The organism is Streptomyces sp. NPDC005791 (assembly GCF_042871485.1).
Classification (GTDB): Bacteria; Actinomycetota; Actinomycetes; order Streptomycetales; family Streptomycetaceae; genus Streptomyces.
In genome coordinates this window covers 20,976-33,453 of record NZ_JBIAIP010000010.1, presented here as the reverse complement: position 1 = coordinate 33,453, position 12,478 = coordinate 20,976, and the positions used below count along the sequence as shown (strand labels likewise).

The window sequence follows — 12,478 nt, the reverse complement described above, 5'->3', positions numbered from 1 at the left end:
CAGCCCACCGGGCCGGTGTGTTTCGGCCAGACGCGGGCCGCGCCTGGCCGATGGTGCTCGCATGTCTGTCCGGGTTCTTCCTGGTACGGGGGACGGGTTGAGGTACAAGCCCCCCGTGCGCCGGGCGGTGTTCAGCTGGAGTTGGTGCGGGGGAGGGAACGTGATCGCGCCAACCACTCGGTCATTTCGCAGCAGGAGTCCTCGATGTCCTTCACCCGCAGGGAATTCACCAGATCGTCCGCGCTCACCGGCGCGGGCATCGCCCTCACCGGAGCCGTAGGGGCACTGGCGACCGCCCCCGGCGCGCTGGCCGCCGACGACGCACGGCACGACCAGGGCGACGGGGACCACGGGAAGGGCCATGGGCACGGGCACGGCAAGGAGCCGGGTTACGGCCCGCTGATCGACGACCCGAAGGGCCTCCTCGCGCTGCCCGCCGGATTCACGTACCGGGTCGTCACGCACAGTGGTGTCACCAAGCTCGAGAGCGGCGAGTTCACCCCCTCCAACCACGACGGTACGGCCGCCTTCGAAGGCCCCCGCGGTGTCACCCTCCTGGTCAACAACCACGAGCTGAGCGGCACCCGGGCCGGCTGGGCCCACCCCGTCCCGCTCACCGAGGGCCTCGTCTACGACCCGGTCGCGGCCGGCGGCTGCACGGTCGTGGAGACCCGCCGCGACGGCCGCACCGCCGAGTGGGTCGGCATCGCGGGTACGTCGACCAACTGCGCGGGTGGCAGCACGGAGTGGGGCACCTGGCTCACCTGCGAGGAGACCGAGGACCGGGCCGGCAAGAACGGTCTCCTCAAGGACCACGGCTACGTCTTCGAGGTCGACCCGTACGACAGGCGCGCCAACCGTGACCCGCGCCCCGTCAAGGCCTTCGGCCGGTTCGCCCACGAGGCCGTCGTCATCGACCCCAAGCGCGGACACGCCTACCTGACCGAGGACGCGTCCGGCCCGAACGGACTGCTGTACCGCTGGGTCCCGCCGCACGGCTTCAAGCACGGCCGCGGCAAGCTGCGCACCCTCGCCGACGACGCCGGTGTCCTCCAGGCCGCGAAGTGCTTCGACAAGAAGGGCGCGTTCGTCGACGACCTGTCCCGCGCCACGGAGATCGGCACCGTCTACGGTGTGGACTGGGCCGACGTACCCGACCGCGACGCGAAGACCGTCTCCGTGCGCAAGCAGTTCACCGACAGCGAGGTCACCCGCGGCCGCAAGCTCGAGGGCATGTGGTGGGGCGACGGCGGAGCCTACTTCGTCTCCTCGTTCGCCCGGGGTGAGAGCCCCGTGGCCCACGACGGCCAGGTCTGGTTCTACGACCCCAAGCGCCGCACGATCACCCTCAAGGTCCTCCTCGGCGTCAACCCCGACCCGTCCGTGGACGGCGCCTTCGACGGACCGGACAACATCACCGTGTCCCCGTACGGCGGCATCGTGATATCCGAGGACGGCAACGGGATCCAGCACCTCTTCGGCGCCACCGACAGCGGTCGCACCTACCCGATCGCGCGCAACGACCTCAACTCCGGCACGGAGGACGACCCCTCCTACAGTGAGATCGCCGGGGTCACCTTCTCCCCGGACGGCAAGACGCTGTTCGCCAACATCCAGAACCCCGGCATCATGGTCGCCATCACCGGCCCGTGGAAGCGTCAGTCGAACAAGCACTGACACCCGCACGGCGGCGCGCGACGGGACGTCCCGCACGCGCCGCGCACGCGGACGCCGCCGGGCCACCGCCCGGCCGAACCGTGTCGACGTGGTGGCCGTCACACGCCGTCGGGACGCGAGAACCGCCACACCTTCGGGGGGCTTTCCGACGAGGCGTCCCGCCCGTCGCCCCTTGCGGGAGGCGGGCGGGAGCACGGACCGGCCCCGGGACCGCTGATTACGAATGCGGCACTTCTGCCCGTTCCGGAGCGGTCGGGCATGGCGTCGGGCGCTTACAGGGCGCATACTCGACCGTAATGAAACAGTCAGCCGGTTCCCGGCGTCACCTGCCTTCCAGTCCCTTCAACCGCCCGGCCCAGGCGGCCCCACCGGTCGAATGCTTCGATGTGGGCGACAGGGTGTCGCACGACCAGTTCGGACTCGGCCGAGTCCTTGCTGTCGAGGGCGACAACGACGCAGTGCTCATCGACTTCTCGGGGCGACAGGGGAGGATCCTGAGCCCGTACTCCAAGCTGACCAAGCTCTGAGAAAGCGGACGAGCACACACAGCGTCCCACCGGAGACTCTCCGGATCCGGGGCACCTGACGGGGAGACCCGCGCGGGTGCCCCGGAAGCCGTTTCCGGGGCGGGCGGTGGCGCTACAGGGCCTTCGCGGCGGGCTTGACCATGCCGCGGACGGTCCGCGACTTCACGAACTCGCCCATGCCGGTCATCTCCCACTCGCCGGAGAACTGCTTGATCAGCTTGGCCATCATCACGCCGGTCTGCGGCTCCGCACCGGTGAGGTCGAAGCGGACCAGCTCCTCGCCGGTGGCCGCGTCGATCAGCCGGCAGTAGGCCTTGGCGACCTCGGAGAACTTCTGTCCGGTGAACGAGTTCACCGTGAAGACCAGGCCGGTCGCGTCCGCGGGGATCCGGCCGAGGTCCACGACGATCACCTCGTCGTCACCCGCGCCCTCGCCGGTGAGGTTGTCCCCGGAGTGCTTGATCGCGCCGTTCAGGATGGAGAGCTTGCCGAAGTAGCAGCTGTCCAGGTGATTGCGGTTGGGGCCGAAGGCGATCACCGAGGCGTCGAGGTCGATGTCCTTGCCGCGGAACGCGGGCTCCCAGCCGAGGCCCATCTTGACCTGCGAGAGCAGCGGCCTGCCGCCCTTGACCAGGGAGACCGTCTGGTTCTTCTGGAGGCTGACCCGCCCCTTGTCGAGGTTGATCTTGCCGGAGCCGGCGGCGACAGGTGCGGGCGGTGCCGGTGGTGCGGCGGGGACAGGCGGGGCGATCCGGGGGTCGACGGGCGCGGCCGTCGGTGCGACGGGCGGTGCGACAGGCGCGGGCGCCGCCGCGGGCTCCTCCACCGAGACGCCGAAGTCCGTGGCGATGCCGGCCAGCCCGTTCGCATAGCCCTGACCGACCGCGCGGGCCTTCCAGGCGCCGTTGCGCCGGTAGATCTCGATGACCACCAGTGCCGTCTCGCCGCCCAGCTGCGGCGGGGTGAAGGTGGCGAGCGCGCTGCCGTCGTCCGCGTTGCGCACGGTGGCGGTGGGCTCGACGCCCTGGAAGGTCTGGCCCGCCGCGTCGGGGCTCGCCGTGACGACGATCTTCTCGATGCCCGGAGGGACCGCCGTGGTGTCCACCACGATCGCGTCGGGCGCGGACCCGCCGCCGGAGCGGTAGGTCACACCGGGGCCCGAGGGCTGGTTGTAGAAGATGAAGTCGTCGTCGGAGCGCACCTTGCCGTCGGCGGTGAGCAGCAGGCCCGAGACGTCGAGCCGCACCGGGGCGGCGACGTCCACCGCCACGCGGGCGGCGGAGAGAGGGATGTTCGAGCCGGGGGTCATTGCGGTCATGCACGGGGTAACGAACGACCCGGCTTTGCCGTTCCCTTACCTTCAGGGGCTCGCACCGTACGGCCCAGCGCCCGCCGCGGGCCCGGTCGCGGGAGCTCAGTGAGGCCAGATGGGCGGGTTCGTGACGAAGTGGCCGCCGAGGTGGGCGTGGTCGGGATTGTCCGGGTCCAGCTCGCCGTGCTCGGCGACGAGCTTGTCGGCGTACTGCTCGGAGTCGTCCTGCGGGTCGTAGCCGAGGGAGCGGGCCGTCGTCAGGTCCCACCACAGGCGGGTGTTGTCGGAGGAGCCGTGGACAACGGTGTGCCGCACGTCCTCGGCGGTGAGGGCCGCGTGGAAGAGGCGCGCTCCGTCGCCGGGGCTCATCCAGACGGACAGCATCCGCACCGACGTCGGTTCCATGAAGCAGGAGCCGATGCGCACGGAGACGGTCTCCATGCCGTGCTTGTCCCAGTAGAACTGGGCGAGGTCCTCACCGAAGGCCTTCGACAGGCCGTAGAGGGTGTCGGGACGGCGAGGGGTGTCGACGGGGATCAGCGGGTCCCCGTCGAGCGGGCGCGGGGTGTAGCCGATGGCGTGGTTGGAGGAGGCGAACACGATGCGGCCCACGCCCTCTTCGCGCGCGGCCTCGTAGAGGTTGTACGTCCCCTCGATGTTGGAGCGCAGGATCTTGTCGAACGAGGCCTCGAGGGAGATGCCGGCGAGGTGGATGACCGCGTCCACGCCCCGCATCGCTTCCCGCAGCGCTGCCCTGTCGCCGAGGTCGGCCGTGATGGCGTCCGGTTCGCCCTCGACGGGGGCGACGTCGAAGAGCCGGAGGTCGTAGCCGTACGCGGGAAGCAGCCCCCGCATCAGGGTGCCGAGACCACCGGCGGCGCCGGTGAGGAGGACGGTGCGGGGAGCTGGCATACGAGGATCTCCTCGGTGCGGGCGCGGGGCGCGGACGGCGTGCGCGGACGGTGCGATGCGGTGCTGTGCTGCGGGGACCGGGCGTACGCCAGATCACGGAACGGCGGCACGCGGATGTCACGCGACCGCCCGGTACAGCAGCTTCGGGGACGGCATTCACATGCGTGGACAAAGTAAGAACTCGTGACGACCGCGTCAAGTGCCGTTCGGGGTCGACCTGTCCGCCTCGGGTCGGGTGCTCATGGCTTGACCGGCGCCGCGACGCTGGCTTAGCGTGGCGTCGTTCATGAATATGGACACCGATCATAATTGTGCACACCCATGGTGCACACCGGAATCCGTTCAGGGAGCGCCCGTGACCTCAGCCCCCCTTGCCGCCCGACTCACCGATGTCGCCGGGCCGCTCTTCTTCCCCGTCACCGCTTACGGGCCGGACGGTGCCGTCGATCTCGACGTCTTCCGCGCGCACGTGCGCGCGGGCGTCGACGCCGGGGCCGCGGCCGTCTTCGCCTGCTGCGGCACGGGCGAGTTCCACGCCCTGACCCCGGAGGAGTTCCGGCTCGTCATCAGGGCGGCCGTCGAGGAGACCGCGGGGCAGGTGCCCGTCGTCGCCGGCGCCGGCTACGGCACGGCGCTCGCGATCCAGTACGCGAAGCTCGCCGAGGAGGCGGGAGCGGACGGGCTCCTCGCCATGCCGCCCTACCTGGTCGTCGCCGGTCAGGAGGGGCTGCTGGCCCACTACACCGCCCTCGCCGCCGCCACCTCCCTGGAGACGGTCGTCTACCAGCGGGACAACGCGGTCTTCACTCCGGAGACCGTCATCGCCCTGGCGAGGACCCCCGGGATCATCGGTCTCAAGGACGGCTACGGCGACCTCGACCTGATGCAGCGCATCGTCAGCGCCGTGCGCACCGGTCTGCCCGGCGAGGACTTCCTGTACTTCAACGGGCTGCCCACCGCCGAGCTCACCGGGCTCGCCTACCGGGGCATCGGCGTCACGCTCTATTCCTCGGCCGTCTTCGCCTTCGCACCCGACATCGCCCTGGCCTTCTACCGGGCACTGGAATCCGGCGACGACGACCAGGTCAACGCGCTGCTCGACCACTTCTACCGGCCGCTCGTCGAACTGCGGGCGAAGGGCCGGGGTTACGCGGTGGCGCTCGTCAAGGCGGCCGTCCGGCTCGAAGGCCTGGCCGTCGGCCCGGTGCGCACCCCGCTCACCGACCTCCCGCCCGCACACGTCGAGGAGCTGACCGCGATCATCGCGAACGGCCGCACGCTGCTGGAGAAGCACCGCGGCGCGGAGGGGGTGAAGTGAAGACGTCGGCCTTCCTGTACCCCTGGGACGTCGTGGGGGACCCGCAGGCGGCCGACCGACTCGCCGGTCTCGGCGTCCAGCAGGTGACGCTCGCCTCCGCCTACCACTCGACCCGGGCCCTGACCCCGCGCCACCCGCACCACCGGATCGTCACCGCCGAGCACGCCGCCGTGCTCTACCCGCCGGACGCCACGCGCTGGGCGGGGCGTGCGCTGCACCCGTACGCGCAGTCCTGGGTGGCGGGCGAGGATCCGTACGCCGAGGCGGCCGAGGCCCTGGCGGGGGCGGGTCTCCAGGTGCACTCCTGGGTGGTCCTCGCGCACAACTCCCGCCTGGGCGCCGAGCATCCGGACACCTCCGTGGTCAACGCCTACGGTGACCGCTACCCCTGGGCGCCGTGCATCGCGCAGCCCGCCGTGCACGCCTTCCTGGTGGACCTCGCGGCGGAGGCGGCCGTACGACCCGGGGCGTCGGGCACCGAGCTGGAGTCACTCGGCTGGTACGGCTTCGCGCATCTGCACGCCCACGACAAGACCTCCGGGATCGTCCTCGGGGACGCGGCGCAGTATCTGATGTCCCTCTGCTTCTGCGCCGACTGCCAGGCCGGTTACGGTTCGGTGGGGCTGGACGGCGAGGAGCTGCGCGTCGCGGTGCGCAAGGCCCTGGCGCCGCTCTGGGCCGGCGCCGGATCCACCGAGCAGGGCTGGTCCGGGGTGGAGAAGCTGCTCGGCGCCGGACTCGCCGAAACCACCCTGCGATGGCGCGTCCAGGTCGCCAGGGGCCTCCAGGAGGCAGCCGTGGCCGCCGTACGGGCCGAGGCTGCGGGGCGGGACTTCCAGGTCCTGCTGCACGCCGATCCCGCGCCCTACCGCGCCGGCGCCAACGTGGGGGTCGACCCCGCCCACATCCTGGCCACGGCGGACGGCGTCGTGCTGCCCTGCACCGGAGGCGACACCGCACGCGAGGCGGTGCTCGGGCCGTTCGCGGGGCTCTCCGGCGTGCTGGCGGCCAATTTCAACGTGGTCAGCGGCATGGGCGGCAACCCGGGCACCCTGGAACGGGACGCCGCGCACGCGGCCTCGCTCGGCGCGAACGAACTGCGCCTGTATCACGCGGGCCTGGCCTCAGGGCCGGACCTGAGCGCCGTCGCCGGCGCCCTCCGCCGCGGCTGATCCCGCAGCGTCCACAGCTGTTCGAGCGCAGGTCCCCGGCACGCCGCCGGGGGCCTGCGCTCTTCGCGTCCGGGTGCGCCGCGCCGCGCGGGGGCCGGTGCCGGTTCCATGTCCACGGAACTTCTTTTGCCAGAAGCGTTGACGAAACATTCCCACCGCTCTAGCTTCATCGCGTCGTACTTCGTACGTCATATATGAGACGCGATACGCGAGATGTGAGAGCTCTTCACCCATGACCTTTGCGCCTGCCCCGATTCCGTCCAGGACCCAGTACGTGCTGGAGGCGATCAAGCACGCGATCCTCACCGCGCAGCTGAAGCCAGGGCAGGCGCTCGTGGAGACCGAACTCGCCGCACAGTTCGGGGTGTCGAAGACGCCCGTCCGTGAGGCGCTGAAGACGCTCGCCGGGACCGGACTCGTGGTCATGAGCCAGTACAAGGGCGCCACCGTGCGGCTCGTCGACGCGACCATGGCCCGGGAGGTGTACGACGTGCGCCTGCTCCTCGAGCCGGAGGCGCTGCGCCGCTCCATCACCCGCAAGGTCTCGCTGGAAGCGGCCCAGGAGGCCCTTGAGCGGGCCGACTCGGCGTTCGACCAGGCGGGCAGGTCGCTCGCCAACCGGGACTTCCACCGGGCCCTCTACCTGCCCTGCGGCAACCCGCTGCTCGCCCGGATGCTCGACGAGATCCGCGACCAGGCCGCACTCGTGTCGACCGTGGCCTGGTCGGCGAACCCGTCCTGGGAGCGCGAGGCGGCCGAGCACCGCGAGATCCTGCGGCTCGCCCTCTCCGCCGACACGACAGCCGCCGTAGGGGCTCTGCACGACCACATCGCATCGTTCGTACGCCGTGCCTTCCCCGACGACGAAGACGGGGGTGACACGGCGTGAACCACCAGCTGGACCTGACACACCAGCACCTCGACGAAAGGCTGGTCCGCATGGACCTCTCCCCGCTGAAGGCGGCCCTCGCAGACGTTGTGGCGATCCCGGTGACCCCGTTCGCCGAGGACGGGAGCATCGACGTCCCGGCGCACCGCGCTCTGCTGCGGCGGCTGCTCGACGGCGGCGTCCGCATCGTCACCCCGAACGGCAACACCGGTGAGTTCTACGCACTCACCCCCGACGAGCGGCGCACCGTCACCGAGCTCACCATCGAGGAGGCCGGTGGCCGCGCCACCGTCCTGGTGGGCGTCGGCCACGACGTGCCGACCGCCGTGGCCGCCGCCGAGCACGCCAGGGACGCCGGGGCCGAGATGGTGATGGTGCACCAGCCGGTGCACCCCTACGTCTCGCAGGACGGCTGGATCGACTACCACCGGGCCATCGCCGAGGCGGTTCCCGGGCTCGGTGTCGTCCCGTACGTCCGCAACCCGCTGCTCGCCGGTGAGCGCCTCGCCGAGCTCGCCGACAGCTGCCCCAACGTCATCGGTGTGAAGTACGCGGTCCCGGACGCCGCCCGCTTCGGCGCGTTCGCCCGGGACGCCGGCCTTGAGCGGTTCGTGTGGGTCGCCGGACTCGCCGAGCTCTACGCCCCCTCCTACTTCGCCACCGGCGCCACCGGTTTCACCTCCGGGCTCGTCAACGTCGCACCCGGTGTCTCGCTCACCATGCTGGAGGCCCTGCGGGCGGGCGACTACCTCGCCGCGATGAAGGTCTGGGAGCAGATCCGCCGCTTCGAGGACCTGCGCTCCGAACGGCAGTCCGCCAACAACGTGACGGTCGTGAAGGAGGCCCTGGCCTCGCTCGGGCTCTGCCGCCGCGACGTACGCGCGCCGAGCCGGGCGCTGCCCGAGGAACAGCGCGCCGAGGTCGCCGGCCTGGTCGCCGGGTGGTCCGTATGACCGACAACGGTACGGAGAGCCGCCGCATCGCACCCGAGGAGCTGCGCAGCCACCAGTGGTACGGCACGGACGGGCTCCGCTCGTTCAGCCACCGGGCCCGCACCCGGCAGCTCGGTTACCTCCCCGAGGAGCACCTGGGCAAGCCGGTCATCGCGATCCTCAACACCTGGTCCGACATCAACCCCTGTCACGTCCATCTGCGCGACCGCGCGCAGGCGGTCAAGCGGGGCGTCTGGCAGGCGGGCGGCTTCCCGCTCGAATTCCCGGTCTCCACGCTCTCGGAGACCTTCCAGAAGCCGACCCCGATGCTCTACCGCAACATGCTGGCGATGGAGACGGAGGAGCTGCTGCGTTCCTACCCCGTCGACGGCGCCGTGTTGCTGGGCGGCTGCGACAAGTCCACTCCCGCGCTGCTGATGGGCGCCGCGTCCGTCGACCTGCCGACGGTCTTCGTACCCGCCGGGCCGATGCTTCCGGGCCACTGGCGCAACGAGGTCCTGGGCTCCGGCACGGACATGTGGAAGTACTGGGACGACAAGCGGGCCGGTCTGATCGGCGACTGCGAGATGGCCGAGCTGGAGAACGGGCTCGCCCGCTCGCCGGGCCACTGCATGACGATGGGCACCGCCTCGACCCTGACGGCCGCCGCCGAGGCGCTGGGCGTCACGGTGCCCGGAGCCTCGTCCATCCCGGCCGTGGACTCCGGTCACGACCGGATGGCGGCGCAGTCCGGGATCCGGATCGTCGAACTGGTGTGGCAACAACTGAAGCTGTCGCAGATCCTCACGGCGGACGCCTACGAGGACGCGGTCGCCACCGTGCTCGCGCTCGGCGGATCCACCAACGCCGTCATCCATCTGATCGCGATGGCCGGCCGCTCCGGGGTGAAGCTCACCCTGGACGACTTCGACCGCATCGCGCGCACCGTGCCCGTCCTCGCCAACCTCCGCCCCGGCGGGAAGTACCTGATGGAGGACTTCCACTTCGCCGGAGGGCTGCCCGGATTCCTGGCGCGGCTCACCGACGTACTCCACCTGGACCGGCCCACCGTCACGCACGGCACGATGCGGGAACAGCTCGACGGGGCGCTCGTCCACAACACCGACGTCATCCGGGAGCGCGACAACCCGCTGGCGGAGGAGGGCGGTGTGGCCGTCCTGCGCGGCAACCTCTGCCCGGACGGCGCGGTCATCAAGCACATCGCCGCCGAGCCGCACCTGCTGCGTCACACCGGTCCCGCGGTCGTCTTCGACGACTACAAGGAGATGCAGCGCACCATCAACGACCCGGCCCTGGCCCTCACCCCGGACCATGTGCTGGTGCTCCGCAACGCCGGCCCCAAGGGCGGCCCCGGCATGCCCGAGTACGGCATGCTGCCGATCCCGGACTACCTGCTGAAGCAGGGCGTACGGGACATGGTGCGGCTCTCCGACGCCCGGATGAGCGGCACCAGTTACGGGGCCTGCGTCCTGCACATCGCCCCCGAGTCCTTCGTCGGCGGGCCCCTCGCCCTGGTCCGCACCGGTGACCTGATCACGCTGGACGTCGAGGCGCGGCTGCTCCACCTCGACGTGTCCGACGAGGAGCTGGAGCTCCGCAGGTCCGGTTGGACCGAACCGCCCGCCCGCTACGGACGTGGCTACGGGGCGCTCTACCAGGACCAGATCACCCAGGCCGACACCGGATGCGACTTCGCGTTCCTGGCCCGCCAGGGAGAAGTGCCCGACCCGTACGCGGGCTGAACCGGGCGAAGAGAATTCCGCGCGCCGCCCCGTCCGGGATGCCGAACGGCTAACGGTAAGCGCTTGCACCACGCACCGAAAGAACGGCACATCCAGCACTTTCCAGAGATCGGAGACGCGTCATGGCCCAATCCGCAGCCGTGGCCACACCGCCCCCCAAGGGGAAGGCGCCCAAGCGCCGCTCGGCCACCCCCCGCCGCCTGCCGTATCTGCTGATCGCGCCAGCGGGCCTGCTGATGCTGGGCTTCATCGCCTATCCGGTGGTCAGCGTCTTCTACTACAGCCTGCAGGACTACAACGTCACCAAGCCGTGGAGGAACGGCTTCGCGGGCTTCGACAACTTCACCCGGATCTTCACCGAGGACGAGCAGTTCTGGCCGACGCTCGGCTTCAGCGCCCAGTGGGTCTTCACCCAGGTGACCCTGCAGCTGGCACTCGGCCTCGCCCTCGCGCTGATCGTCAACCAGACCTTCATAGGACGCGGCATATCCCGCGCCATGGTCTTCTCGCCCTGGGCCGTCTCCGGGGTGCTCACCAGCACCATCTGGATCCTGCTCTACAACTCCTCGACCGGCTTCAGCCGCTACCTCGCGGACGCAGGGATCGGTGAGTACGGCACCTCGGTCCTCTCCGACACCGGGACCGTGTTCTGGGCGGCGACCATCGCCGAACTCTGGCGCGGAGTCCCCTTCTTCGCCATCCTCATCCTCGCCGACCTGCAGTCCGTCTCCAGGGAGCTGTACGAGGCGGCGTCGGTGGACGGCGCGGGCCGGATGCGGCAGTTCTTCCACATCACGCTCCCGCACCTGCGCGACGCGATCATCCTGGCCACCCTGCTGCGCGGGGTCTGGGAGTTCAACAACGTCGACCTGCTCTACACCCTCACCGGCGGCGGGCCCGCGGGCGAGACCACCACCCTGCCCCTCTACGTCGCCAACACAGGCATCGAGGGCCACGACTTCGGATACGCCTCCGCGCTCACCACCGTCGCCTTCGTGATCCTCCTCTTCTGCTCGATCGTCTATCTGCGCCTGAGCAAGTTCGGAGGCGACAACAAGTGACCGCCGCACTCGTGGAGAAGAAGGACGCCCGCACGCCGGGACCGTCCGGGGGGAACGACCTCCCGCCGCCCTCCTCGCACCGCCGCACCAAGCGCGAGCGAGCCTTCGACGACGTACCGCGCTGGCAGATCTACGTGCCGCTCGGCATCTACCTGCTCTTCACGCTCATCCCGTTCTACTGGATGTTCCTCTTCGCCGTACGGCCCGCCGGCTCCACCTCGCTGGTGCCCTGGCCCATGACGGGGGACCACTTCTCCAAGGTCTGGAACGAGCGGAGCTTCGCCCTCTTCTTCCAGAACAGCATGATCGTCGGTGTCGCGACGCTGATCGCCACGACCCTCGTCGCGCTGGCCGGCGGCTACGCCCTGGCCCGGTTCGACTTCAAGATCAAGGGCGCCTTCATGCTGGCGCTGCTCTGCTCGCAGTTCATCCCGGGCGCCCTGATGCTCGTGCCGCTCTTCGAGATCTTCAAGAACCTCCAGATGATCAACTCCCTGGGGAGTGTCGTCATCGCGGAGACCGTCTTCCAGCTCCCCCTGTCGATCATCCTGATCAGCGGCTTCATCAAGAACGTGCCGGTCTCCCTGGAAGAGGCCGCCTGGGTGGACGGCTGCTCGCGCTTCAAGGCCTTCTGCGCCGTCGTCCTGCCGCTCCTGCGCCCCGGGCTGATCGCGGTCGGGTCGTTCGCCTTCGTCCACAGCTGGAACCACTTCCTGTTCGCGCTGATGTTCCTCAGCGAACAGGACAAGCAGACGATCCCGGTCGGCCTCAACACCCTGATCGGCGCCGACAGCGTCGACCTGGGAGCGCTGGCCGCGGGCGGTGTCATCGCCGCCGTGCCCGTGGTGATCGTCTTCGCCTTCATCCAGAAGTGGCTCATCACCGGCTTCAGCGCCGGCGCCGTGAAGGGATGAC

The 12,478-nt window shown here is 70.3% G+C and carries 11 protein-coding genes; 9 read left to right on the top strand and 2 right to left on the bottom strand.

Features of this window, described 5'->3' with window-relative positions:
• Nucleotides 1–204: 204 nt before the first annotated feature.
• Together ACFYSH_RS20390 and ACFYSH_RS20385 are read left to right on the top strand one after the other, a co-directional pair.
• A complete protein-coding gene (locus tag ACFYSH_RS20390) occupies nucleotides 205–1,677 on the top strand; it encodes an alkaline phosphatase PhoX (protein ID WP_359474809.1) in 1,473 nt (490 codons plus the stop codon).
• A 296-nt stretch (nucleotides 1,678–1,973) separates the two neighbouring features.
• Nucleotides 1,974–2,204, top strand: coding sequence for a hypothetical protein (locus tag ACFYSH_RS20385; RefSeq protein WP_014156926.1), 231 nt, complete (start codon nucleotides 1,974–1,976; stop codon nucleotides 2,202–2,204).
• A 112-nt stretch (nucleotides 2,205–2,316) separates the two neighbouring features.
• Here ACFYSH_RS20385 and ACFYSH_RS20380 read toward each other — a convergent pair whose 3' ends face one another.
• A complete protein-coding gene (locus ACFYSH_RS20380; RefSeq protein ID WP_359474806.1) occupies nucleotides 2,317–3,522 on the bottom strand; it encodes a TerD family protein in 1,206 nt (401 codons plus the stop codon).
• A 96-nt stretch (nucleotides 3,523–3,618) separates the two neighbouring features.
• A complete protein-coding gene (locus tag ACFYSH_RS20375; protein ID WP_359474803.1) occupies nucleotides 3,619–4,428 on the bottom strand; it encodes an NAD(P)-dependent oxidoreductase in 810 nt (269 codons plus the stop codon).
• Nucleotides 4,429–4,783: 355 nt separating this feature from the next.
• Here ACFYSH_RS20375 and ACFYSH_RS20370 point away from each other — a divergent pair, with 355 nt between their 5' ends.
• The 7 genes from ACFYSH_RS20370 to ACFYSH_RS20340 all read left to right on the top strand — a co-directional run bounded on the left by ACFYSH_RS20370 (nucleotide 4,784) and on the right by ACFYSH_RS20340 (nucleotide 12,477).
• The gene (locus ACFYSH_RS20370; protein WP_359474800.1) at nucleotides 4,784–5,746 is read left to right on the top strand and encodes a 5-dehydro-4-deoxyglucarate dehydratase; all 963 of its coding nucleotides are present in this window, start codon (nucleotides 4,784–4,786) and stop codon (nucleotides 5,744–5,746) included.
• A complete protein-coding gene (locus ACFYSH_RS20365) occupies nucleotides 5,743–6,918 on the top strand; it encodes a hypothetical protein (protein ID WP_388754241.1) in 1,176 nt (391 codons plus the stop codon). Before ACFYSH_RS20370 ends, ACFYSH_RS20365 begins: the two co-directional genes overlap by 4 nt.
• A 232-nt stretch (nucleotides 6,919–7,150) precedes the next feature.
• Complete coding sequence (locus ACFYSH_RS20360; protein WP_359474794.1) at nucleotides 7,151–7,807, top strand: GntR family transcriptional regulator; 657 nt, start codon at nucleotides 7,151–7,153, stop codon at nucleotides 7,805–7,807.
• A 50-nt stretch (nucleotides 7,808–7,857) separates the two neighbouring features.
• Nucleotides 7,858–8,760, top strand: a complete 903-nt coding sequence (locus tag ACFYSH_RS20355) for a dihydrodipicolinate synthase family protein (protein WP_359474893.1) — start codon at nucleotides 7,858–7,860, stop codon at nucleotides 8,758–8,760.
• On the top strand, nucleotides 8,757–10,502 hold the full coding sequence (gene araD / locus ACFYSH_RS20350) for an L-arabinonate dehydratase (protein WP_359474791.1): 1,746 nt from the start codon (nucleotides 8,757–8,759) through the stop codon (nucleotides 10,500–10,502). Before ACFYSH_RS20355 ends, araD begins: the two co-directional genes overlap by 4 nt.
• A gap of 122 nt (nucleotides 10,503–10,624) precedes the next feature.
• Nucleotides 10,625–11,563 carry a sugar ABC transporter permease gene (locus ACFYSH_RS20345; RefSeq protein WP_359474788.1) on the top strand — a complete coding sequence of 313 codons (939 nt, stop codon included), beginning with the start codon at nucleotides 10,625–10,627 and terminating at the stop codon, nucleotides 11,561–11,563.
• Nucleotides 11,560–12,477, top strand: coding sequence for a carbohydrate ABC transporter permease (locus tag ACFYSH_RS20340; protein ID WP_104789980.1), 918 nt, complete (start codon nucleotides 11,560–11,562; stop codon nucleotides 12,475–12,477). Before ACFYSH_RS20345 ends, ACFYSH_RS20340 begins: the two co-directional genes overlap by 4 nt.
• The last annotated feature ends 1 nt before the right edge of the window (nucleotide 12,478 follow it).

Excerpts from the sequence above, each read along its gene's own strand:
- ACFYSH_RS20360 (WP_359474794.1), top strand. The coding sequence starts at position 7,151 with ATGACCTTTGCGCCTGCCCCGATTCCGTCCAGGACCCAGTACGTGCTG.
- ACFYSH_RS20380 (WP_359474806.1), bottom strand. The coding sequence starts at position 3,522 with ATGACCGCAATGACCCCCGGCTCGAACATCCCTCTCTCCGCCGCCCGC.
- ACFYSH_RS20390 (WP_359474809.1), top strand. The coding sequence starts at position 205 with ATGTCCTTCACCCGCAGGGAATTCACCAGATCGTCCGCGCTCACCGGC.
- ACFYSH_RS20355 (WP_359474893.1), top strand. The coding sequence starts at position 7,858 with ATGGACCTCTCCCCGCTGAAGGCGGCCCTCGCAGACGTTGTGGCGATC.
- araD (WP_359474791.1), top strand. The coding sequence starts at position 8,757 with ATGACCGACAACGGTACGGAGAGCCGCCGCATCGCACCCGAGGAGCTG.
- ACFYSH_RS20345 (WP_359474788.1), top strand. The coding sequence starts at position 10,625 with ATGGCCCAATCCGCAGCCGTGGCCACACCGCCCCCCAAGGGGAAGGCG.
- ACFYSH_RS20385 (WP_014156926.1), top strand. The coding sequence starts at position 1,974 with ATGAAACAGTCAGCCGGTTCCCGGCGTCACCTGCCTTCCAGTCCCTTC.
- ACFYSH_RS20375 (WP_359474803.1), bottom strand. The coding sequence starts at position 4,428 with ATGCCAGCTCCCCGCACCGTCCTCCTCACCGGCGCCGCCGGTGGTCTC.